The organism is Bacillus sp. EB106-04-02-XG92, from assembly GCF_058791995.1.
The window spans coordinates 12,590-36,417 of sequence record NZ_JBYTEA010000008.1 but is presented as its reverse complement, the minus strand read 5'-3'; the positions used below and the strand labels follow the sequence as shown (position 1 = coordinate 36,417).

The 23,828-nt window shown below is 35.6% G+C and carries 26 protein-coding genes; 18 read left to right on the top strand and 8 right to left on the bottom strand.

All coding sequences use genetic code 11. The annotated features are described in order from the left end of the window. Window positions 1-16 precede the first annotated feature (16 nt). The 10 genes from AC3WVA_RS19680 to AC3WVA_RS19635 all read left to right on the top strand — a co-directional run bounded on the left by AC3WVA_RS19680 (window position 17) and on the right by AC3WVA_RS19635 (window position 12,290). Window positions 17-1,258, top strand: a complete 1,242-nt coding sequence (locus tag AC3WVA_RS19680) for a serine hydrolase domain-containing protein (RefSeq protein ID WP_098346055.1) — start codon at window positions 17-19, stop codon at window positions 1,256-1,258. A 156-nt stretch (window positions 1,259-1,414) separates the two neighbouring features. After that, window positions 1,415-1,816, top strand: a complete 402-nt coding sequence (locus AC3WVA_RS19675) for an LSm family protein (protein WP_048527878.1) — start codon at window positions 1,415-1,417, stop codon at window positions 1,814-1,816. 16 nt (window positions 1,817-1,832) lie between these two features. Beyond that, on the top strand, window positions 1,833-2,027 hold the full coding sequence (locus tag AC3WVA_RS19670) for an LSm family protein (protein WP_000899469.1): 195 nt from the start codon (window positions 1,833-1,835) through the stop codon (window positions 2,025-2,027). 13 nt (window positions 2,028-2,040) lie between these two features. Then, window positions 2,041-3,585, top strand: a complete 1,545-nt coding sequence (locus AC3WVA_RS19665) for a glycosyltransferase family 2 protein (protein ID WP_098346056.1) — start codon at window positions 2,041-2,043, stop codon at window positions 3,583-3,585. Then, window positions 3,578-4,819: a nucleotide sugar dehydrogenase gene (locus AC3WVA_RS19660; RefSeq protein WP_417902089.1), complete on the top strand. Its 1,242-nt coding sequence runs from the start codon at window positions 3,578-3,580 to the stop codon at window positions 4,817-4,819. Before AC3WVA_RS19665 ends, AC3WVA_RS19660 begins: the two co-directional genes overlap by 8 nt. Beyond that, a complete protein-coding gene (locus tag AC3WVA_RS19655) occupies window positions 4,816-5,781 on the top strand; it encodes a UDP-N-acetyl-alpha-D-glucosaminuronate decarboxylase (RefSeq protein ID WP_492322106.1) in 966 nt (321 codons plus the stop codon). The genes AC3WVA_RS19660 and AC3WVA_RS19655 overlap by 4 nt, the downstream gene beginning before the upstream one ends. Next, window positions 5,774-7,321: a glycosyltransferase family 2 protein gene (locus AC3WVA_RS19650; RefSeq protein ID WP_492322126.1), complete on the top strand. Its 1,548-nt coding sequence runs from the start codon at window positions 5,774-5,776 to the stop codon at window positions 7,319-7,321. Before AC3WVA_RS19655 ends, AC3WVA_RS19650 begins: the two co-directional genes overlap by 8 nt. Before the next feature lie 339 nt (window positions 7,322-7,660). Beyond that, window positions 7,661-9,910, top strand: coding sequence for a formate C-acetyltransferase (pflB, locus tag AC3WVA_RS19645; RefSeq protein WP_071757090.1), 2,250 nt, complete (start codon window positions 7,661-7,663; stop codon window positions 9,908-9,910). Window positions 9,911-9,979: 69 nt separating this feature from the next. Then, on the top strand, window positions 9,980-10,711 hold the full coding sequence (gene pflA, locus AC3WVA_RS19640; RefSeq protein WP_098881174.1) for a pyruvate formate-lyase-activating protein: 732 nt from the start codon (window positions 9,980-9,982) through the stop codon (window positions 10,709-10,711). A 412-nt stretch (window positions 10,712-11,123) separates the two neighbouring features. After that, the gene (locus AC3WVA_RS19635; RefSeq protein ID WP_098346058.1) at window positions 11,124-12,290 is read left to right on the top strand and encodes a diglucosyl diacylglycerol synthase; all 1,167 of its coding nucleotides are present in this window, start codon (window positions 11,124-11,126) and stop codon (window positions 12,288-12,290) included. A gap of 363 nt (window positions 12,291-12,653) precedes the next feature. Here AC3WVA_RS19635 and AC3WVA_RS19630 read toward each other — a convergent pair whose 3' ends face one another. The 4 genes from AC3WVA_RS19630 to AC3WVA_RS19615 form a co-directional block, all read right to left on the bottom strand. After that, window positions 12,654-12,773, bottom strand: a complete 120-nt coding sequence (locus AC3WVA_RS19630; protein ID WP_000358480.1) for a YfhE family protein — start codon at window positions 12,771-12,773, stop codon at window positions 12,654-12,656. A 110-nt stretch (window positions 12,774-12,883) separates the two neighbouring features. After that, window positions 12,884-13,441 carry a GNAT family N-acetyltransferase gene (locus AC3WVA_RS19625; protein ID WP_000914736.1) on the bottom strand — a complete coding sequence of 186 codons (558 nt, stop codon included), beginning with the start codon at window positions 13,439-13,441 and terminating at the stop codon, window positions 12,884-12,886. A 241-nt stretch (window positions 13,442-13,682) separates the two neighbouring features. Further along, on the bottom strand, window positions 13,683-14,813 hold the full coding sequence (locus AC3WVA_RS19620; protein ID WP_098346059.1) for an amidohydrolase: 1,131 nt from the start codon (window positions 14,811-14,813) through the stop codon (window positions 13,683-13,685). Window positions 14,814-14,952: 139 nt separating this feature from the next. Continuing rightward, the gene (locus AC3WVA_RS19615; protein ID WP_098346060.1) at window positions 14,953-15,858 is read right to left on the bottom strand and encodes a TIGR01777 family oxidoreductase; all 906 of its coding nucleotides are present in this window, start codon (window positions 15,856-15,858) and stop codon (window positions 14,953-14,955) included. An 81-nt stretch (window positions 15,859-15,939) separates the two neighbouring features. On the opposite strand from AC3WVA_RS19615, the gene recX reads away from it, so the two are divergent. Next, window positions 15,940-16,752, top strand: a complete 813-nt coding sequence (gene recX / locus AC3WVA_RS19610; RefSeq protein ID WP_048527868.1) for a recombination regulator RecX — start codon at window positions 15,940-15,942, stop codon at window positions 16,750-16,752. Window positions 16,753-16,762: 10 nt separating this feature from the next. Continuing rightward, complete coding sequence (locus tag AC3WVA_RS19605; protein WP_048527867.1) at window positions 16,763-17,080, top strand: YfhH family protein; 318 nt, start codon at window positions 16,763-16,765, stop codon at window positions 17,078-17,080. Between the two features lie 64 nt (window positions 17,081-17,144). Here the strand turns inward: AC3WVA_RS19605 and AC3WVA_RS19600 are convergent, their stop codons facing one another. Continuing rightward, window positions 17,145-17,297 (bottom strand): YpzG family protein, encoded by a 153-nt coding sequence (locus tag AC3WVA_RS19600; protein ID WP_000122093.1) that lies wholly within the window; start codon window positions 17,295-17,297, stop codon window positions 17,145-17,147. Window positions 17,298-17,334: 37 nt separating this feature from the next. Beyond that, entirely contained in the window at window positions 17,335-17,493 is a 159-nt protein-coding gene (locus AC3WVA_RS19595; RefSeq protein ID WP_000517891.1) for a small, acid-soluble spore protein K, read from the bottom strand. A 122-nt stretch (window positions 17,494-17,615) separates the two neighbouring features. On the opposite strand from AC3WVA_RS19595, the gene AC3WVA_RS19590 reads away from it, so the two are divergent. Further along, window positions 17,616-17,882 (top strand): YfhJ family protein, encoded by a 267-nt coding sequence (locus tag AC3WVA_RS19590; protein ID WP_048527866.1) that lies wholly within the window; start codon window positions 17,616-17,618, stop codon window positions 17,880-17,882. Between the two features lie 24 nt (window positions 17,883-17,906). Here AC3WVA_RS19590 and AC3WVA_RS19585 read toward each other — a convergent pair whose 3' ends face one another. After that, window positions 17,907-18,887, bottom strand: a complete 981-nt coding sequence (locus AC3WVA_RS19585; protein ID WP_048527865.1) for a metal-dependent hydrolase — start codon at window positions 18,885-18,887, stop codon at window positions 17,907-17,909. 149 nt (window positions 18,888-19,036) lie between these two features. On the opposite strand from AC3WVA_RS19585, the gene mutY reads away from it, so the two are divergent. After that, entirely contained in the window at window positions 19,037-20,134 is a 1,098-nt protein-coding gene (mutY, locus tag AC3WVA_RS19580) for an A/G-specific adenine glycosylase (RefSeq protein ID WP_492322105.1), read from the top strand. Window positions 20,135-20,167: 33 nt separating this feature from the next. Here mutY and yfhS read toward each other — a convergent pair whose 3' ends face one another. Continuing rightward, entirely contained in the window at window positions 20,168-20,392 is a 225-nt protein-coding gene (gene yfhS / locus AC3WVA_RS19575) for a mother cell protein YfhS (protein WP_073518180.1), read from the bottom strand. A 125-nt stretch (window positions 20,393-20,517) separates the two neighbouring features. Here yfhS and AC3WVA_RS19570 point away from each other — a divergent pair, with 125 nt between their 5' ends. The 4 genes from AC3WVA_RS19570 to AC3WVA_RS19555 all read left to right on the top strand — a co-directional run bounded on the left by AC3WVA_RS19570 (window position 20,518) and on the right by AC3WVA_RS19555 (window position 23,828). Further along, entirely contained in the window at window positions 20,518-20,799 is a 282-nt protein-coding gene (locus AC3WVA_RS19570) for a gamma-type small acid-soluble spore protein (protein ID WP_000039045.1), read from the top strand. Window positions 20,800-20,987: 188 nt separating this feature from the next. Beyond that, window positions 20,988-21,248, top strand: a complete 261-nt coding sequence (locus tag AC3WVA_RS19565) for a YgaB family protein (protein ID WP_000997582.1) — start codon at window positions 20,988-20,990, stop codon at window positions 21,246-21,248. Between the two features lie 234 nt (window positions 21,249-21,482). Beyond that, window positions 21,483-22,013: a nucleoside tri-diphosphate phosphatase gene (gene ntdP, locus AC3WVA_RS19560; RefSeq protein ID WP_000506628.1), complete on the top strand. Its 531-nt coding sequence runs from the start codon at window positions 21,483-21,485 to the stop codon at window positions 22,011-22,013. Between the two features lie 54 nt (window positions 22,014-22,067). Then, the gene (locus AC3WVA_RS19555) at window positions 22,068-23,828 is read left to right on the top strand and encodes an ABC transporter ATP-binding protein (protein ID WP_098346064.1); all 1,761 of its coding nucleotides are present in this window, start codon (window positions 22,068-22,070) and stop codon (window positions 23,826-23,828) included.

Sequence of the window (23,828 nt, the reverse complement as noted above, 5' to 3'; positions counted from 1 at the left end):
GGGGAAAAAAGTAATCATGGATCAGGAAAAAAATAATGCGAATGGGAAAGCACGTCGGCCGATTGTATACATAAAAAGAACAATCATTCTCGTCTTACTATTTTCAGTTGTATATTTCATGTATACAAAAATTGTTGCGGATAATAAGAAAGAAGAAACTTTAAAAGCAGCAGCAGAAATGAAGAAACAAGAAGAGCTAAAAAAGAAAGAAGAAAAAAAGAAGCAAGAGGCACAAAAACAAAAAGAGCAGGAAGAAAAAGTGAAGCAAGCGCAAGCTGTGGAGAAGCCTGCTGAGGGACCACCTCAAGAAATTAATGAAAACGCTCAATTAGATCAATATTTACAAAACGCAGGATTTAGCGGGACAGCTGTTATTGTGAAGAACGGAAAAGTTCTTTTGAATAAAGGATACGGTATGGCGAACAAAGAGAAACAAGTGCCGAATAATTCAGAGACAACTTTTTATATTGGATCTATTTCAAAGGCGTTTGTAGCGACTGCTATTATGCAATTAAAAGATCAAAATAAGTTAAACGTAGAGGATACGGTTGCAAAGTATATTCCAGATTTCCCTCAAGGTAATGGTATTCAGTTAAAACATTTACTAACACATACATCAGGTATCCCAGAGTATGAACAGGGAACAGAGGATATTTCTCATGAGGAATTGATAAAACGAATAGGAAAACAAAAGCGTGTTGGGAGTCCAGGGGAGAAATGGAAATATTCCGATTCGAACTATTCGATACTCGCCTATATCGCTGAGAAGGTAAGTGGACAACCGTTAGAAGAATATATTAAACAACATATTTTTGCTACTGCGGGTATGAAACACTCTGGTTTCGGTAAAGCGTTAGAGCAAACAAGGTTTCCATCGACAGGTTATAAAATAGTAAATAACAATATGACAACACCGAATATTCCAAGTATGTCACAACTATATGGTTGTGGTGATATATATACAAGTGCACATGATTTATATTTATTTAATGAAGCACTCTTCTCTGGAAAGTTAATTTCAAAAGAGAGCTATGATCAAATGTTTACAGGCGGAAAAAAAGATTACGGATTTGGATGGTACGTAGACCCGGGAAGTTATTCGAATCACGGTGTAATGCCAGGGTGGAATTGCTTAAATGGATTTAGTAAAAACGGAAGTGTGTATGTCGTTTTATTATCTAATATTCAAAACAATATTAAATCGTTTGGTAAAGTGAATAACGACATTTATACGATGTTGCGAAATATTGAAGTGTAAAAGGCTATCCGATTGGATAGTCTTTTTTTGTGTGATTAGAAAAGATTGTTTCCTTGAAAAATGTATGTCTTACCTATCACAAAAAAAGCCTGCTTTGTATACATTAAGATGTATGGATGTATTTTTAGAATTTAAAAATAATAGGAGGAGAAATATATGTGTCTGTTCGGTAAGTATTGGGAAAAGTTATCGAGATTGTTTAATAGGCAATTAGATTATTTTTTAGATAATAAGTTGCTACCTGCTGTGGAAAGACTTTTATTTTCACAAAACTTCGCGAGATTTATTCAAAGAAACTCTAAGCAAGCTACGGAAGAATTTATTGAATCAAGTAGATTTCAATCTATTATTTGTAACATTTTAAAAGAATGTAATACATCACCTTTTAAAGAAATTGCAGAGCAGTATTTGGGTAAAAACGTAGAAATTACTGTGACAGTTGGACAGTTAACGGGTGTGATTGTAGCGGTTGGAGATGATTTCTTAACACTGCAAGAAGGAATAGGAACAGAAGTTTTATTACCATTTACAAGTATTATATCAATTAAAGAAGCGTAAGAAAGGAGAGTTATATATGTTATTTACTGATGAATTACGTAACCATGTTGGTGAACTAGTGCAAGTTGTGACAGCTGTAGAAATCATTGCAGGCGTTCTTTTATCTGTGACGGATGGGGCAGTAATTGTTCGTACTTCTCCTTCTTATGGACCACCAGAAGATGTAGTTGTACGTATTCCTATTATTGCTTATGTTCGCTTGGAAGGGTAAGAGTGATACAAGTATGAGAGTGTCAGTTGTGATTCCAGTGCATAATGAAGCAAGTACTTTATCAAAAGTATTAGTAGAAGTGGAGAAGCTCGAGCCATATGAAATTATCGTAGTAGATAATGGATCGACAGACGGTACGAAAGAAATAGCGTTACAGCATAATTGCCGTGTAATTTATTATAGATATTCTCTTGGTAATGATGTGGGACGGGCAATTGGTGCTAGAGAAGCAAAAGGTGAAATTGTTTTATTTTTAGATGGCGATATCGTTATGAAAAGTGAAGAATTATACAATTTTATTAAAGGAATACAGCAAGGACATGAGATTGTTTTAAATAATTTGACATGGTCCGTTTATTTGAAGATGAGACCGCATTATACGACGGTTGGAAAATATATGTTAAACCGTTATTTGAACAAAAAAGAGTTTGTTGTAGGATCTTTAATTGCGATACCACATGCGATAAGTCGTGAAGTGATTGAAAAACTAGGGTGGTGGAATTTAGCGGATCCAGCACTATTTCAAGCGATGGCGATGTCTAGAGGAGTAGATATTTCTGATATGGCTTCAGTTGATGTCATTTACACAAATAAAGTCCGTCCTGTCCATACGGGCACATCACCTGGCTCTCCTTATCCGAAAGCGACTAGTCGTATTATGGGTGATCATTTGCGAGCTTTACAATACGTAATCGAAACATACGGTAATCGCGGTGGTTTTTCAGAAGGCAATAAAGATAGGGAGTTTGTAGGAAAGTATAAACCAGTTTTATTACAAAAGAAAAAAGCGAAATATAGTGCCATTATCCCGGTATCAGAAGAGAAAACAACTATAAGGTCTGTTATACAAGAAGTGAAAAAAGCAGGTGTAGATGAAATTATAGTTGTTGCGAATGGAGCTGCCGTAAAGACCATGAAACAAGTAAAGCTAGACAATGTTATTGTTGTTGAGTTGGAGGAAGCGCTTGGGCATAATGTAGCACGAGCGATAGGGGCCATGCATGCTACGGCAGATATTTGCTTATTTGTTGATGGTGATTTTGTTATTCCAGCAACAAATTTAATTCTATTTTTGCACGCTATTGAAGATGGAAGTGATGTGGCATTAAATGATTTACAGTGTTTATTAGATATGTTTCATCCAGCAGATCCAATTAGCATGGGAAAATATTTTGTGAATTTGATAGCGAAGCGACCAGATTTATGGAATAACTCATTAACGGCAGTACCACACGCTATGCATAAAAAAGTAATAGAGAAAATTGGTTATGATTCTCTTGTGATTCCTCCATTAGCTCAGATGAAAGCTATTTTAGAAGGATTCTCTGTTACAGCAGTAGAGTTAGTAGATGTTATAAAAACAAATCGAGTACGTCCAGAGCAACACGAATTTGTAAATGGGCGTATTTCAGCATTTGATCGTATTTTCGGGGATCAAATTGAGGCGATTGCGTATTTATTACAATGTACGGACGAACGCGGTAGTTTTACGGATGGAGACAGAGATAGGGATATCATTCAACAATTGAGAAGGGAAGAAGAGAATACAAATGAGTAGTAGTAAAGTAGCTATTATTGGGTTAGGGTATGTTGGCCTTCCTTTAGCAGTCCATTTTGCAGAGAGAGGGCATACAGTACTTGGGTTAGATAAAGATATTAGAAAAATAGAATCAATTATAAAAGGAGAAAGCTATATTCCGGATGTTTCTTCTAAAGAGTTACAAAGTTTATTGACTAAAAACAAATTAATAGTAAATACACCGGATCAAGGTATTGCTGATTTTCAAAATAGTGATTATGTCATTGTCACTGTTCCAACTCCAATTAATGAAAAAAGAGAACCAGACTTAAGTGCCCTCATTTCAGCCTCACATTATATACAACAAAATCTTCAAAAAGGACAAACCTTCATTTTTGAAAGCTCCACATATCCAGGTACACTCGAGGAAGTTATCATTCCTATTATTTCTCAAACGGGGAAAAAGGTAGGAGAAGATTTCTATATCGGATATTCCCCTGAGAGAATTGATCCGGCTAATAGTCACTATTCTGTTCAAACGATTCCAAAAGTTATTAGTGGACAAACAGAGAAGTGTAAACAAAAAGTACAGGAGTTGTATAGCACTACATTTGATGTAGTTGTTCCAGTTAGTTCTCCGAAAGTAGCGGAAATGTGTAAGTTATTTGAAAATATTCAGCGCCTAGTCAATATTTCATTAGTAAATGAGTTAAACACACTATGTGAAAGTTTAGGAATTGATTTTTATGAGGCGCTTGAAGCTGCGTCTACAAAACCGTTTGGATTTACCCCATATTGGCCAGGGCCAGGGATAGGGGGACACTGCATTCCAGTAGACCCTTTATATTTTCAATGGAGAATAAAAAAGAATGGAGCAATTAGTCAATTAATTGAGGCAGCACATGTAATTAATGAAGAAATGCCAGAGAAAATAGTCCGGAAAGTGAAAGGTGTTGTGCAATCACCTGCAACGGTTTTAATTGTAGGGATTGCATATAAGAAAGATGTAAATGATTTAAGAGAATCACCAGCGTTGCCAATTATTGAATTGTTAATAAAAGAAGGGTATGAAATCGAATATCACGATCCATATATTTCTTCTGCAAAGTTTGAAGGTAAGGTGTACCAATCTGTTTCTTTGGATGAACAAGTCGTTAAACAAGCGGGTTGTATTTTAGTTTTAACTGATCACTCTAATATCGATTGGCAGCTTTTTAAAGGTATGAAGCGAGTAATAGATACACGTGGCATTATAAAGAAGGTGAGTGTATGAGTAAGAAATGTTTAATTACAGGTGGAGCAGGATTTATTGGTTCACATTTAGCTGAAGAGCTGGTGAAAAGAGGGTATGGGGTTACGATCGTTGATAACTTCTATAAAGGAAAAAATAAGTATCATGATGAGTTAATGAAAGAAATTCGGGTTATTCCAATAAGTGTTTTAGATAAAAATTCTATTTATGAATTAGTAAACCAACATGATGTCGTGTTTCATTTAGCAGCAATTTTAGGTGTGAAAACGACAATGGAAAAGAGTATAGAGCTTATTGAAACGAATTTTGATGGAACGAGAAACATTTTACAAGCAGCGCTAAATGGAAAGAAGAAAGTAGTCTTTGCGTCTACTTCAGAAGTATATGGTAAGGCAAAACCACCCTTTTCTGAAGAGGGGGATCGATTATACGGGGCAACTTCTAAAATACGTTGGAGTTATGCAGTGTGTAAAACATTAGAAGAGACATTATGTTTAGGATACGCTTTAGAAGGTTTACCTGTAACGATTGTTCGTTATTTTAATATTTATGGTCCAAGAGCGAAAGATGGTCCGTATGCGGGGGTAATCCCGCGATTTATCAGTGCGGCACTGCAAGGAGAAGACATTCTCGTATATGGAGATGGAGAGCAGACACGTTGCTTTACGTATGTAAGTGATGCGGTAGAAGCAACGATTCGAGCAATGGATGAAAAGGTGAATGGTGAAATTATTAACATAGGATCTGAGAATGAAAAGAGTATAAAAGAAGTAGCAGAAGTAATTAAAAAACTAACGAAATCTTCTTCGAAAATTGTCCAAGTTCCTTTTGAAGAGGTGTATCCACATGGCTTTGAAGAAATTCCAAATAGAAGACCGGATGTTGCGAAATTAAGAGAACTTGTTCAGTTTCAAGCGACGGTAACGTGGGAAGAAGGATTGAAAGAAACTATTAAGTGGTTCCGTGAAGAAAATAATGACTAAGTCACTATCGGTCATTATACCTGTATGTAATGAAGCTGAAACGATTTCAGGTGTTATCCAATCGGCAAAAGGATTAAATCCAATAGAGATTATTGTAGTAGCAAACGGTTGTAACGATGGTACAGAAGAGGTTGCTGATTGTTTAGGGTGTAAAGTAATTAAGCATACGGAGCTACTAGGGAACGATGTTGGCCGCGCGGTTGGCGCAAAACACGCGATAGGTGATGTATTACTATTTATAGATGGTGATTTTGTTATTCCAACTTCAAAATTACAATTATTCCTGAATCCCATTTTACATGATCAGGCCGACATCGTTTTAAATAACTTAGATGCATTATTTTTAAAAAGGCAAAAACCCAATTCTATTACAGTATGGCGCCAAATATTAAATGCAATGTTAGAGCGTGAAGAATTAAAAATTGATTCCTTATTAGATGCACCTCATGCGTTGACGAAAGAAGTCGTTCAAAGTATTGGATATGAAAGCTTTGTTAATCCTATTGTCGCTCATTTACGCCTAGTTCAAAGCGAATGGAGAATTAGTCGGCATTGTGCAATTGACGTTATTACGCCAAATAAATTTCGGCCGACCGAGCATGATGCGTATGGTACGGGTCTTTCGCAATCTGAAAAACGGATGATAGGTGATCATATAGAAGCTGTAGCAGAGCGAATAGTAGGTAGCGATGAGCGCGGAGGATATTATGATGGAAATAGGAAAAGAGATAGTGTGTACCATACTTTAGATTTCGAAGATCTTTATCAAGGATGGGGCATTACATCTAAATTGTATAAAGGAAAGCAATTATCGGTCATTATTCCTGTACAAGATGAAGAGAAAACAATTGGAAATGTTATAGATGAACTTCGAAAAATTGAACCTTTTGAAATTATCGTTGTAGTAAATGGCTCGTCTGATCAAACCGCAACGATTGCAAAAGAAAAGGGAGCAACAACAATTGTATATAAAGAAGCACTTGGAAACGATGTAGGACGTTCACTTGGAACTTACTTTGCAAAAGGTGATATTGTGCTGTTTGTAGACGGTGACTTTGTTATCCCGGCTAGGGAACTATATCCTTTCGCAAAAGCTATTGCAGATGGAATGGATGTTGCATTAAATGATCTAAATCATTATTTAGATTTAAGAGTACCACTTCATCTTGTAACTGCATTTAAATATGCATTAAATTTAGCTTGTGATAGAAAAGATCTAGGAGTAGGCTCTCTTATTGCTGTACCCAATGCGTTTAGTCGTAAGTGCTTGAAAGAAATCGGTTATAGATCTTTACTGTCACCTTGTGTAGCGCAAGTGAAAGCGATTCTGTTAGGCTTTGAAATTGCATGTGTAAGTCGTGTAGAGGTCGATAAGATGAACCGTATTCGTCCCAGTGAACATTTTGCAAAAATAGGTCATCCTGCAGCTGTTTTGCGAATTATAGGTGATCATATAGAAGGATTAGAGCAATTAATTGTTTTAGAAGGTAATCGTGGCGGATTCTATGATGGGAATAGAAAAAGAGATGTTTTAGAGTAGTAACAAAAAAAGTGTACAACATATGTACACTTTTTTGTTCTGTTATAAAAACTATAACAGATTAGGAGATAAGAGTATTACAGCTCTACAATGGGTATTGTTCTTATATTACAAAATAGGACTCGTATATAAGGATACCAAAAAAATACAATTAAGGGAAGTGTTAATTATAAAGACTTTTAAGTGAAGTTAACACTATGCGCATAGTAGTTTGCTCAACATTTCACAAACATGTCACAACTATTTCGTTCACTTTCGCCAAAAAGTAGTATTCTAAGTGTGTAAGCTGTTATATAAAAAATCTTAGTCCTGTACTAATCAAAAATGGAGGAGATTAGGATGACTCAAGTATTAGAAAATGTTAAAAACGCATGGGAAAACTTTAAAGGTGAAAAATGGAAAGCAGAGATTGATGTTCGCGATTTCATTTTAAATAATGTAAACGTTTTCGAAGGGGATGAATCTTTCTTAGCGGGAGCAACTGAAGCAACGAAACAACTTTGGGATCAAGTAATGGATTTAACAACGAAAGAACGTGAAAACGGTGGCGTTCTTGATATGGATACAAAAATTGTTTCTTCTATTACATCACATGAACCAGGATATTTAAATAAAGATATTGAAAAAGTAGTCGGTTTCCAAACTGAAAAACCATTTAAACGTTCTTTACAACCATATGGTGGTATTCGTATGGCGGAACAAGCTTGTGAATCTTATGGATACGAAATGGACAAAGAACTTAGTCGTATTTTTAGAGATTGGAGAAAAACTCATAACCAAGGTGTATTCGATGCTTATACACCAGAAATGAGAAATGCGCGTAAATCAGGTGTAATTACTGGTCTTCCAGATGCATACGGACGTGGACGTATTATCGGTGACTACCGACGCGTAGCATTATACGGTATTGATCATTTAATTGAAGCGAAAAAAGCAGATTTAAATTTAACTGGCGGTGTAATGAGCGAAGAGACAATGCGTTTACGCGAAGAGTTATCTGAGCAAATGCGTGCACTTCAAGAGTTAAAACAAATGGCTGCTTCTCATGGCTTTGATATTTCTAAGCCAGCAACAAACACGCAAGAAGCATTCCAATGGTTATACTTCGCATATCTTGCAGCAATTAAAGAGCAAAACGGAGCTGCAATGAGTCTTGGACGTACTTCTACATTCTTAGACATTTATATTGAAAGAGATTTAGCAAATGGTACTTTAACAGAAGAAGAAGTACAAGAAATTGTGGATCACTTCATTATGAAATTACGTCTTGTGAAATTTGCAAGAACACCTGATTATAATGAATTATTCTCTGGTGACCCAACTTGGGTAACTGAGTCTATCGGTGGTATGGCATTAGATGGTCGTCCATTAGTAACAAAGAACTCATTCCGTTTCTTGCATACATTAGATAATTTAGGACCAGCTCCAGAGCCAAACTTAACAGTTCTTTGGTCTAAACAATTACCACAGAACTTTAAAAACTACTGTGCGAAAATGTCTATTAAAACATCAGCAATTCAATATGAAAATGATGACATTATGCGTGCTGACTACGGTGATGACTATGGAATTGCTTGTTGTGTATCTGCAATGAGAATTGGTAAACAAATGCAGTTCTTCGGCGCACGTGCAAACTTAGCAAAAGCATTACTATATGCGATTAACGGCGGTAAAGATGAAAAATCTAAAGCACAAGTTGGTCCAGAGTACGCACCAATTACTTCTGAAGTATTAGATTATGAAGAAGTTATGCATAAGTTTGATATGACAATGGAATGGTTAGCAGGTCTATATTTAAATACATTAAATGTTATTCACTACATGCACGATAAATATAGCTACGAACGTATTGAAATGGCACTTCATGATACAAATGTTCTTCGTACAATGGCAACAGGTATCGCGGGTCTATCTGTAGTAGCAGACTCTTTAAGTGCAATTAAGTATGCAAAAGTAAAACCAATTCGTGATGAAAACGGAATTGCAGTTGACTTTGAAATCGAAGGAGATTTCCCTAAATACGGTAACAATGATGACCGTGTAGATGAAATTGCTGTAAATCTTGTAAAAACATTTATGAATAAACTTCGTAAACATAAAACATACAGAAATTCTGTTCATACAATGTCGATCTTAACAATCACATCTAACGTTGTATACGGTAAGAAAACTGGTAACACTCCAGATGGTCGCCGTACTGGAGAACCATTTGCACCAGGTGCGAACCCAATGCATGGACGTGATACAAAAGGTGCATTAGCTTCATTATTATCTGTAGCTAAATTACCATATGAAGATGCACAAGATGGTATTTCTAACACATTCTCTATTATTCCAAAAGCACTTGGTAAAGAAGATGATGTACAAGTACGTAACTTAGTATCGATGCTTGATGGTTATGCAGTAAAAGAAGGACATCACTTAAATATTAACGTATTTAACCGTGAAACATTAATGGATGCAATGGAACATCCTGAAAAATATCCACAATTAACAATTCGCGTATCTGGTTACGCTGTAAACTTTATTAAATTAACTCGTGAACAACAAATTGATGTAATTAACCGTACAATGCATGAAAGCATGTAAGTGAAAAAAGTGTCCCTCTGCATTTTATAAATAGCAGAGGGAGGCTGTTTCAATAAAGGAGGAAGTAACATGGTAAAAGGAAGAATTCATTCTGTAGAGTCTTGTGGTACTGTTGATGGCCCAGGAATTCGTTATGTCATATTTACACAAGGGTGTTTATTACGTTGTCAATATTGTCATAATGCTGATACGTGGGAGATTGGTAAAGGAAAAGAAATAACAGTCGAAGAAGTAATGCAGGATGTGACATGTTACCTTCCTTTTATTGAAGCTTCCGGAGGCGGTATAACAGTTAGTGGCGGGGAACCATTATTACAGCTAGATTTCTTAATTGAATTATTTAAGAAATGTAAGGAAGCTGGAATTCATACAACAATTGACTCTTCGGGTGGTTGTTATTCTGAAGAACCAGTATTCCAAAATAAGCTAGATATTTTAATGGAGTACACAGATTTAGTTTTATTAGATTTGAAACATATTGATTCAAAGAAACATCGTAAATTAACAGGAAAACCAAATGAACATATTTTACAATTTGCTCGTTATCTATCGGATAAAAATAAACCGATTTGGGTACGACACGTATTAGTTCCTGGTATTACTGATAATGAAGAAGATCTACAAAAACTATCTAGCTTTATTCAAAGCTTGTCTAATGTTCAGAAAGTTGAAGTGTTACCATACCATAAGCTTGGTGTATATAAATGGGAGGCACTTGGGCATAAGTACCCACTAGCGAATGTAGAACCACCTACTGAAAAAAATGTAGAGCAAGCAAGACATATTTTACAAGCAGTCTAATCCAAATATTGGATTAGGCTTTTTGCTTTCTTTACAATAAAACCTAGAGTATGTATATAGAAAAGAGTATACTGAAAATAGAATATCCATATTTTTGTAAGGAATAAGTGGAGAAATTTACATAATTGTAAAGGGAAATCAAAATAGTAAAAAGAATTAAGAAGTAAAAGAGTGAGTATCATGGAATAGAGAACATTTGTAAGTTATTGCGAAAGCTCTTATAGGAAAGTATAATGTAAAGATATGAGCACAGATAGGATTAAGGGGTCAATCTTATATGCTTTGCATATCCACGACAGGTACATAGCTGAAAGAGAAATTTTAGAGTCTGTTTATGTAATTTTTAAGGAAAATGTTTTTCCTATTGTCGTATATGCAATATGGAGAAACAATAAGCTAGGAGTGGATTTGTTTGATAAAAAACCCCAAGGTTTTAATATTAACTGCACATTACGGTAACGGTCATGTGCAAGTAGCGAAAACATTAGAACAAACATTTCGCCAAAAAGGAATTAAAGATGTAATTGTATGCGATTTGTTCGGAGAATCACATCCAGTTATAACCGATATTACAAAATATTTATATTTAAAAAGTTATACAATAGGAAAAGAATTATATCGCTTGTTTTATTATGGCGTAGAAAAAATTTATGATAAAAAAATAGCCTCTTGGTATGCGAATTTCGGAAGAAAACGTTTGAAATTACTTTTACAAGCAGAGAAACCGGATATTGTTATTAATACCTTTCCGATTATAGCTGTACCAGAATTGAAAAAGCAAACAGGTATTTCAATTCCTGTGTATAACGTATTAACGGATTTTTGTGTGCACAAAATATGGATTCATCGGGAAGTAGATCGTTATTTTGTAGCAACTGATCACGTGAAAAAAGTTATGGTTGATATTGGTGTGCCTGCGGAACAAATTGTTGAAACTGGAATTCCGATTCGTAATAGTTTTGAGTTAAAGATCAATCCAGACATTATATATAATAAATATCAGTTATGTAAAAATAAAAAGATTTTACTAATTGTAGCAGGTGCTCATGGGGTATTAGGGAGTGTAAAAGAACTATGCCAATCATTTATGTCAGTACCTGATTTGCAAGTAGTTGTCGTTTGTGGGAAAAATGAAGCATTAAAACAGGATTTATTAGGATTACAGGAAAACAATCCTGATGCATTAAAAGTATTTGGTTATGTTGAAAATATTGATGAATTATTCCGTGTTACTTCGTGTATGATTACGAAGCCAGGCGGTATTACGTTAAGTGAAGCGGCAGCATTGCAAGTACCTGTCATTTTATATAAGCCTGTTCCAGGGCAAGAAAATGAAAATGCGATGTACTTTGAAAGAAAAGGAGCGGCAATTGTCATTCGTGATGATAGTGAGGTTTTTGCAAAAACAGAGGCGTTATTACAAGATGATATGAAGCTTCTTCAAATGAAAGAAGCGATGAAAAGCATTTATCGTCCGGAGCCAGCTGGTCATATTGTGGATACAATTTTGGCGGAAAATCATGTAAAGCCGAATCATATACCTATTAAATCACCTGCTCTTGCACAATCATTTACTTAATATGAAACCCTCTTTTGACTGTTTAAAGAGGGTTCTTTATTATTTTCTGAGATAAAGACTTATCCACATGAAGATTACGCTTTCATTAAACAGTAAAGTCGGAATATTAACAACTATATCCACATTGTCCACAATTTTTAGAAAAATATCCACAATTCTAACATCTGTTATGCGTTACAACATATAAACTTGTGAAGGGTTTGTGTAATTTATTCACAATTCTATAAATTATGTGGATAACGTTATCCACAGAAAAAAGGTTCCTTATAAATAAGGAACCTTTTTTCTACTCTATCACGTAGAAAAAATATGTAATGAGAATGAATAATTAGGGGGGAGAACTTCTAATTATTCATTCTCACTTTAAATACTTTTCGAGCGATAACCCGCTGCGCGATCTGCTTTACGAAATTCTCGTTGGTAGAGAACTTCTTGTGTACTAGATAATGCATTTTTTGCTTTGTCACGTTTCTTTTTATCCATTACAAATCACCTCGTGTCCTAAAGTCACTATCTATCGTTTCCAAAGACATCGGGTGATATACGTATATGTCAAAATGTTAATGGTTAATTATTTTTTCTAAAAATTTAGATTAAGCTTCTTTTAAGTGATGAGCATCTTGGAACGTTGTGTCTCGCATTGTAGCAAGTGTATATTGATCTTTTGGAATTTCATATAAGTTATATACTTCTTCATTCGCGTTAATTTCATCATAAACGGCTTTTCTTGTTTCGTTTGCTAGATTTACGTATTGTAATTTTTCGGCAGCTTTAATAGAGCGAATATTTATTTTGCGAATACGCATAAAGATTGTTTCAATATCTAATTCATAGAAAAGTTCGCTAAAAAATGAATCTTTTGCCAATTTATTATAGCCTTTTCCATGATAAGGTTTGCCAAGCCATGTTCCAAGGAATCCGGCTTTTTCCTGCACATCAAATAGAGTAATTGTTCCGATAGGGTTACCCCATTCATCTAAAATTGTGCGTGAAATTAGTTCCCCGCGCTCTTCAGCTTCAATCGTTTGCTTTGTTAAAAATAAATATTCCTCATAAGAATAAGCCTTTTGACGCACAAAAGGGAAGACAGCTGGATCCACCATTAACTCGTATAGAACGTGGCTGTCGTGTAAGTCGCGTTTTTTTAACATACTAACTCCTCCTCACACGAGGGTAGCATGACGAAAAAACACCCCACCCTCGAAATTTTTATATCAATCTTTAAAAAATTTCGGGGTGGGAATCGAACCCACTAGAACCAGTTTCTAACGCTGGTGGCGCACCATTTGCCTTCCCCATTCATCAATTTGAAAATGATAATCACGACACAAATTGATTATGGTTTCATTCAGTTTATAATCGTATAATACTTTATCTAGTCAAAAAAATAAACTAGTTTTTTTTATTTTTTTTGTAAATTATTTTTCCGTCAATCATGGTTAGTACAGGCTTGGCTAAATAATGAAAAGGATGATGAGTCCATAACACGAGATCAGCGTCTTTTCCAACCTCAATGCTTCCAATTCTATCCTCTAAACGTAAATTTCGTGCTGGAAATATAGTGATTCCTTCTAATGCCGTTTTTTCGTCTAATCCTTCTCTTACTGCGACAGCAGCACAAACATTTAAATATTGAATGGGTGTATAAGGGTGATCTGTTGTTATAGAAACTTCCACTCCATTTTTCGATAATATATGGTAAGTATCCCATGTCTTGTTTTTTAGTTCGATTTTAGAACGGCGTGTAAGAGTGGGGCCAACTGAAACTTTCAAATTGTGTTTCGAAAGTTCTTCAACAATAAAGTGTCCTTCTGTACAATGTTCAATACGTAAATCGAGATTGAATTCTGTTGCAAAGCGTAGAGCAGAGCTAATATCATCTGCTCGGTGAGCGTGGATACGTACGGGTATTTCACGGCGTAATGCTTTTAAGATAGGAAGCATTCGAAAATCAGCTTCATGTCCGTAGTGCTGTGCTTCATAGAATGATTCCCGAAGTAACCCCATAATTCCCATACGTGTTATAGATTCTTTTGTTCCATTACTATGGACCTTTTTAGGATTTTCTCCAAAGGCAATCTTTAAGCCGGCAGGTTCTTGAATAATCATATGATCAATACAAGTTCCAGCTGTTTTTATTACACAAGTCGTACCACCGATAATGTTTTGACTTCCTGGCATAACGTGAACAGTTGTGATGCCATTTTGTACAGCATCTTGAAATGCAATATCAAGAGGGTGGATTCCGTCCAAAGAACGGATATGTGGTGTTGAAACTTCAGATGTTTCATTTGCATCATTGCCAGCCCAACCAGTACCTTCATCATAGAGACCAAGATGAGTATGAACATCAATAAATCCGGGTAAAAGATGAAGAGCACGTGCGTCTATAACTGTCATATCTTGAGTAGGTTGAATGGTAGGCTTGACCTCGGCAATTCGTTCTCCTATAACGAGTACATCCCCTTGAAATTTTTGGGATGTAATAGGATAGACAATGGCTTGCTTAAGCAATATTTTCATAGGTACCTCATTTCTGTTACTTTATAATGTTAATGGAATTTAAGGGAAAGTAACGGAAAGATTATTTGTGTAATAATGCTTCGGATTCTAGAAAATAAAAGTTTTGAAAGGGCCCCTGTAAAACTGTGTTTTAGAAGTACTACATTGTATGCGAAAGTATATTTTGTAATGCATGGTCTATTGCCGGAAATGTGTATTCATACCCATGCTCAATTGCTTTACTAGGTAATACATGTTGCCCTTCTAGTACAAGTATGCTCATCTCACCAAGTAAAGTGTGAAGCATAAATGAAGGGACAGGTAACCAATGAGGTTTTTTCATTATAGCTGCAATGGTTTTTCCAAACTCCTTCATTCTTATAGGGAGAGGAGCTGTAATGTTAAGCGGTCCATCAATTTCTTTTTTGTGTATGATGAAATCAATTAGGCGAACGACATCGTCTATATGAATCCATGATAACCATTGGTTTCCAGAGCCAATTGTACCGCCGATATAGAATTGATAGGGGAGTAGCATTTTGGGAAGAGCTCCTCCATCTGCACTTAATACGACTCCAAATCTTGCATAGATTGTTCGTATTCCGAGAGCGCGTGCTTTAGATGCTTCTTGTTCCCATGAATATACTGTATGTGCTAAGAAGTCATCTCCAGAAGTCTCATGCTGTTCTGTAAAAGACTCGGTTTCAGACGTTCCATAGTATCCAATAGCACTTGCATTAATAAATGTGTGCGGTTTTATGGTGAGTGTCTGCAATTGTTTAATGAGCCCTTTTGTCGTTTGAATTCTACTGTTTAAAATGGCTTTCTTTTGTTTCTTTGTCCATCTACTGTTAATAGACTCTCCAGCTAGATTAATAACGATATCAATAGAGGAGAGGGGAAAGATTTGTAAATCTGGTGTCCATTGTACGTATTGAAGGTTAGGGTCGGAAGTTTCAGTAGTTTTGTTTCGAGTCAGAATGTAAACCGTATATCCTTTTTGAATAAAAAAAGTAGAAAGGTATTTACCGATAAAGCCGGTACCACCAGAAATTGCGATTCTCACAATTATTTCCTCCTCATTATATATATTCTTGAAAAGCAAAAACGTTCCTTGACTATGTTAAAATAATAGAGAGGTGAGAGTATGGCTGTCATTACAAAAATAGAAGTACAAAAACGATCGAAAGAACGATTTAATATTTATATTGATAAAGGTCAAGGTGAAGAGTACGGATTTAGTGTGAATGAAGTAATCTTAATAAAACACGGATTACAAAAGGGCTTAGAAATTGATGAAATAGCGTTAGGAAATATTTTGTACAATGAAGAGGTACAAAAAGCATATTTACAAGCAATCTCCTATTTATCCTATCAAATGAGAACGAAACTAGAAATAGAAGATTTTTTACGAAAAAAAGAAGTGGGACAGGCCATCATCTCTGAAGTCGTTTCGAAATTATTACATGACCGATATATTAATGATAAAGAGTACGCTGTTTTATATACGAGAACGCAAAGCAATGTAAATCGAAAAGGTCCCACTGTTATTAAAAGAGAGTTGTTGAATAAAGGTGTTCAGGATCTAATTATTACGCATAGTTTACAAGAATATCCGAAGGAAAAGCAAATTGAGAATGCTTTAATTCTTATAGAGAAGAAGAAAAAAGCTTATCAAAAGCATTCTTTTTTACAAATGAAGCTCAAGTTAGACGAGATGCTTGTTCGTAAAGGATATTCTAGAGATGTGATTCAAATTTGTTTAGAAGAATTGAAAGACGAAAAAGATGACGAAAAGCAACAAGAGGCGTTACACTATCATGGGAATAAATATTATGAGAAATATAAGAAGTATGATGGATGGACATTCGAAAATAAGATGAAACAAGCGTTATACCGCAAAGGATTCTCTATCGATGAAATAGAGGTATTTTTGCAAATGAAACGCGAAGAGGGATGAGGAGAATAAGATGAATATGCCAAAGCGCTACAGTGAAATGACACCACATGAGCTAAGGGAAGAAATTGGGCTTTTGAAAGAGCAAGCGATAAAAGCTGAGCAACTTGGAATTGTAAATGAGTTCGATGTATTAATGCGAAAGATAGCAATGGCCCGCGCTTATATGACTGACATAAACAAATTCCATATCGGTGAGACATACGAATTAGTAGAAGAACCTGGTATATTATTTGAAATTACGTACTTCAATGGGGTATTTGCTTGGGGACATAAGCAAAATGATAATGAAGAGATTGGAATACCGATTTCTTTATTGCAAGAAAAATAAAAACCAGAGAGCGAATATCTCTCTGGTTTTCATCTTTGGTAGGTGTTACAGGAGATAGGAGATTCTAAAATTGGCGTTTTTTACATTCGTTCGCCAATATAATGAGAGACTGGGTTTGTTGCGTCTGTCCGTTAACTTGCGCTTTAGCATGTTTCGGACGAGTCCACGTATGGTTAAATAATTCAGAACGACTATCTAAGCGATCACGGTAGCTCATCTTTATCACCTCGTGTAGGAAGTTGACTTACTTTGTATTACTCTTCCTGCTGATTTGCAGCACGCATACGTTCTTGTGGGTGCGTGTTAATTGTGCCGTTAGGTCGTTTCGAAGCGAAGCGTGATTTCGCTTTCGGCTGACCGTCGATTTTGCTGTTGTTTTTTGACTCAGACCAAAATTCGGCTTGTTTACCCATTGCGAACGCCCTCCTCATCATCAGTTGATACCTCTTGAAGAAGTATCAATTATAGAATGTGCAAAATAGAAGAAACTATCCTTTAGAAATGAAGGGATAAATAGGTAAAAGGAGATTAGAACATGAATGATATGTATGAAGCATTAACAAAAGAACTATTAGAAAAAAATGACAAACTTTCTTACGCACAAGCACGTGCGTGGGTTGAATTACTATGGGAAGATTTCCAAACAACTTATGCGAAATCAGGACGTTACCAAGGTGATGAAATGACTGAACAAGTGGTAAGAACATGGATTAATAATCATGGAGCGCGTCTTCATGAAATGCGTACAAATAATCCGAAATATAGCCATTTAATCAATCAAGAAGATCATTTGAAACATTAAAAAAAGCGACTTAAGTCGCTTTTTTTAATGTGGAAGTAACTCCAGTTTTTTTCGAAGTTTTTCTTCACTGAAAATCCATCCTGTATAGGAACTAATAATATTTAAATTATGATCGAGTTGAACGATCGCAACGAATGGATAATAATCTTTACTGCGATAGCGCAAATCAATGAATCGAACTTCGTAATAATGATCATAATCGAAAATGTCCCAGCGATACACAGGGGAGAAAGATAAAAATGCTGAGATGTTTTCATCTTGTTTAGCTGCGCGCATAATAGCATTGTCTGGGAACGGTACCCGGTCGAACTTATCATAGACCATGATGTTACCACGATGCCATCTAGCAACGTAGTAATAATCAGTTGTAACGATTGCTAAATGGTAATGATAAAATCGATAAGAAGGAGAAATGATTATCTTTTCAACATGTTTGAAACGTTTTTGTACAACGCTTCTTATATTTCTATGCATCATAATCCGTCCGATATAGTAAACAATCATCAATATATACGCTGCTAAGGCAGTATACCCTTTATGGGAACCTACGATCATACATGCAATTGCGAGTAGATGAATAAAGAAAATGACAGTATCGAATGTATTAATGATACCGAGCGCTACCCATTTTTTTGTGAAGGGCCGTAACGCCTGTGTACCGTAGGCATTAAAAATATCTACAAAGACATGAAGAAAGACGGCGATAAATGACCAAAGTAGTAGATGCAAGTATGGAGCGTCTGAAAAGAAGGCAAAAGAGATGCCACTTATAAGGAATGACCAAAGAATTACTGCAGGAATGGAATGAGTAATCCCGCGATGATTTCTTATATATTTAGCGTTATTACGCAATTTTAAAACTGTATCGATGTCAGGAATATTGGAACCGGCAATTGTAGCGAGCATAACTGCTTGTGGCCCAATATCACTTTGTGCTATGGCTGGATCTAACGTGGCCAAACTGCCTAGAGTAACGCCCATAACAAGGTGAGTGGCTGTGTCCATAGAAATCCACCTCCGTTTTTTATTAATGTAACTCTTTTTATTCGATACCTCAAGTCCTTTGCCTTCTATTTCCTATGTCATCTTACTTAAATTTTTTCCTAAAATCTTTATAATAGTACTTATATGCAAAAAAATGAGGGGGATTAAGTTTGACACTTGAAATATTAAATAATTTTAACATAGAGCAGTTTCAAAATGATTTAATTGGTTGGTTTGAAAAAGAGCAACGCGACTTACCGTGGCGTAAAAATAAAGATCCATATCGTGTTTGGGTATCGGAAATTATGTTGCAGCAAACTAGGGTAGAAGCTGTAAAACCATATTACGCGAATTTCATGGGGAAGTTTCCTACTCTAGAAGCTTTGGCAAATGCTGATGATGAAGAAGTGTTAAAAGCATGGGAAGGTTTAGGGTATTATTCTAGAGCACGAAATTTACATTCGGCCGTAAAAGAAGTAAAAGAAGTATACGGCGGGATCGTACCGAGTGATGTAAAGAAAATTGAAAAATTAAAGGGAGTCGGACCATATACAAAAGGTGCTATTTTAAGTATTGCATATGGTATACCAGAGCCGGCAGTTGACGGAAATGTTATGCGTGTATTATCCCGTATTTTATCCGTATGGGATGACATTGCAAAACCGAAAACGAGAAAAGTATTTGAAGAGATTGTGCGTGAAATTATTTCAGCTGAAAATCCATCTTATTTTAATCAAGGTTTGATGGAATTAGGGGCACTTATTTGCATTCCAAAAAATCCAGCATGCTTACTTTGTCCTGTACGTGAGCATTGCAGGGGGTATGCTGAAGGTGTTCAAAAAGAGTTACCAGTAAAAAGTAAAGCGAAAGCTCCTACGATGGTACCGATTGTTGCAGGAGTGCTTCAAACAGAAGATGGTCGTTACGTCATTAATAAACGTCCAAGTACCGGTTTATTAGCTAATATGTGGGAATTTCCGAATGTGGAACTTGGCGAAGGGATTCGTAATCAGAAGGAACAGCTTATAGATTATATGAAAGAAAAATTTGGGCTTTCGATTTCTATTGAAGAATACGCAATGAATGTACAACATACGTTTACCCATCGTACTTGGGATATATTCGTATTTTACGGAAAAGTAACTGGTGACATTGTTGAAACAGATACATTGAAATTTGTATCGAAAGAAGCATTTGAACAGTTACCTTTCTCGAAATCGCATCGTACAATTTATGAAAATTGCGTTGAGAAAATTACAATGCAATAAATAAAAAGTGTTCCCTAGATTGGGAACACTTTTTTAGTCGTAAGAAATTTTTGTCCCATGAGTCCAACTAGCCTCACCTTCTTGTAAACCGCCTCTTGTTTCAATTTCTATTACAATTTCTTTGTAAATACTTTGCCCTTCTGCATTTAAATAAGGCAAAATCTGTTGTAATGAATGATGAAAATAAGCTAATTCATCTTCTTTCCATTCACTTTTTGAAACCATCGTTAGCTCAGTCATATCGCGTCCTATATACATATTTTCACCTCCATTTTTTATAGTTTGAATGAGTAATAAGAGATATATGCGTAATTTTTTCAAAAGAAAATTGCGGATAGTTTCTAAGTGAATTGGTTACATTATTGGTTGTGGAGGTGAGAAAGATGAGTAAAAAACAACAAGGTTATAACAAGGCAACTTCTGGTGCTAGCATTCAAAGTACAAATGCTAGCTATGGTACAGAGTTTTCAACTGAAACAGATGTGCAAGCAGTAAAACAAGCAAACGCACAATCAGAAGCAAAGAAAGCACAAGCTTCTGGTGCACAAAGTGCAAATGCTAGTTATGGTACTGAATTTGCAACTGAAACAGACGTGCATGCTGTGAAAAAACAAAATGCACAATCAGCTGCAAAACAATCACAATCTTCTAGTTCAAATCAGTAATGAAAGAAAAACACTTCTCTAATTCGGGAGAAGTGTTTTCTTTGTGCTTTGGTCATGGTAATGAAAATAAAGCGAACGACATAACTTCTAATAAGTCAACAAATGTAGTCAAAGGAGAAGGAAGTTAAAGATTAGAAATATGTAATGAGGAATAATAACTGATCAATAAATCTAAAAGGGGGTAAGTAATGAACGACTTTGATAAGTTGGTTGGAGAGCAATTGGAAACGATGGATGAGTTGTTGAAGTTACAAGCTCATCTAGAGAAGTATCAGCAAATTGAAATGAGCGAAAAGGATACGTGCGATAAAAAAGAATTACATTTTATACGCCAAGAAATATATAGAACAGAATTAGCACTCAAGTTATTACATGAGAAATTTGAAGAGCAAACAAATAGTGTGATTCAATCTTTTGAAACCGAAAAAATGATTTCGAATTTAGGATAAGACATATTGTTACCTTCTGGTAAAAGGTCCTTCTTTACATAGAAATAAGGAAGGGCTTTTTCTATTTCTATTTCCTTGTTTGTAAATAATTCAGTGGAGGCCCGGTTTCTATGGTATTCAGTTTGAAAATTGGAGTCTTGTCTCTTTAGTTTTAAAATTTCGACAAAAAAGTTATAATAGAAAAAAAGTGGATGCAGCTCAAAGGGCATTTGCAGTTGAAAGAAGGGAGCATATATGGGATTTCCCAAAGAAGGAGAAAAAGTACAAATACATAGTTATAAACATAATGGCTCCATTCATAGAATGTGGGAAGAGACAACGATTTTAAAAGGGACACAAAGTCTTGTAATCGGAGCGAATGATCGTACAGTAGTGACAGAATCAGATGGCCGAACGTGGATTACGCGTGAACCAGCAATTTGTTATTTTCATGCAAACTATTGGTTTAATGTAATTGGAATGTTAAGGGAAGAGGGCGTATATTATTATTGTAATTTAAGCTCACCTTTTGCATATGATTCTGAAGCGTTAAAGTATATTGATTATGATTTAGATATTAAAGTGTATCCAGATATGACATATACGCTTTTAGATGAAGATGAGTATGAAAAACATAGTCAGATTATGCAATATCCACCTGTGATTGATACGATTTTAAAACGAAATGTAGCACAATTAACACAATGGATTCATCAAAGAAAAGGACCATTTGCGCCAGACTTTGTAGATATGTGGTATGAGAGATATTTAATGTACAGAAATTAAAACAAACCTGCATGGGATTTCCCGGCAGGTTTGTCCTATTAGAGGGGGGATTATGTGCAAGGTATAAAGAGATATTTGCAATTTGTTAAACCATATAGATGGCTTATTGCTATTACGATTATGATTGGTCTAGTTAAATTTGGCATCCCGCTTATTATGCCGTGGTTATTAAAGTATATTATTGATGATGTAATTCAGGGCGGAGGTTCACTTCAAGATAAAACGTCCCAACTAGTAACAGCAATTGGGATTGCTTTTTTTATTTTTGCAGTAGTAAGACCGCCAATTGAATATTATCGTCAATATTTCGCGCAGCGTATCGCAAATACAATACTATATGATTTGCGAAAACATATTTTTGGTCATTTGCAAAAGTTGAGTTTACGTTATTATTCGAATACAAAAACAGGCGAAATTATTTCACGTGTCATACATGATGTAGAACAAACGAAGGACTTTGTAATTACTGGTTTGATGAATGTTTGGTTAGATACAGCAACAATTGCTATTGCTATTATTGTTATGTTTTCTATGAATGTAAAATTGACATTTGTCGCACTATTAATTTTACCTATTTATGTAGTAGCAGTGAAATACTTTTTCGGGCGTCTTCGAAAATTGACGAAAGAGCGTTCACAAGCGTTAGCAACGATGCAAGGGTATTTACATGAGCGGATTCAAGGGATGCAAGTGACACGTAGCTTTGCATTAGAAGAGTATGAGGGGAAGCAGTTTGAAAAAAGAAATAATGAATTTTTGACGAAAGCGTTAACGCATACGAGTTGGACCGCGAGAACATTTTCGGCGGTAAATACGTTAACAGATTTAGGACCATTACTTGTAATCGGTTTTGCAGCATATGAGGTGGTTCAGGGGCAGTTAACGTTAGGGACTATGGTTGCCTTTGTCGGGTATATGGATAGTTTGTATAGTCCACTTCGTCGCCTTGTTAATTCTTCTACAACATTAACACAGTCTTTCGCATCGATGGATCGAGTGTTTGAACTGTTAGATGAAAAATACGATATTGTGAATGTGCCAAGTGCGGTACAAACGAAGAAATTAAATGGTGAGGTGATATTTGATAATGTATCTTTTCGCTACAATGCGGATGAAAAAGAGATATTACATAACCTTTCATTAAATATGTCGCCTGGAGAGAAGGTAGCACTTGTAGGAGCAAGTGGGGGAGGGAAGTCATCTCTTGCTAGTCTAATCCCACGTTTCTATGATGTTTCTTCCGGTGCAGTTTATGTAGATGGGATAGATGTCAGAAAGTATGATATGAGAAATTTACGTAGTCATATTGGAATTGTACTGCAAGATAATTTGTTATTTAGTGATACAATCGGGGCAAATATTTTATACGGAAATCCGAAAGCTACAGAGGAAGAAGTGATTGCAGCTGCCAAAGCTGCGCAAATTCATGATTTTATTATTGAGTTACCTGATGGTTATGATACTGTCGTTGGGGAACGCGGTGTGAAGTTATCCGGTGGACAAAGACAACGTGTAGCGATTGCACGAGTGTTTCTAAAGAATCCCTCGTTACTTATACTAGATGAAGCGACTTCTGCTTTAGATTTAGAAAATGAACGATATATTCAAGAAGCACTTCAGACGTTAGCTGCTGATCGTACGACGATTATAATCGCACATCGATTAGCAACAATTACGCATGTGGATACGATTATTTACATTGAAGATGGTGAAATTAAAGAAACAGGTTCTCATGAAGAATTAATGAAAAAAAGAGGATTTTATTACAACTTATATCAACTTCAACATATAACAGAAACAGCTCCTTTAGCGTAA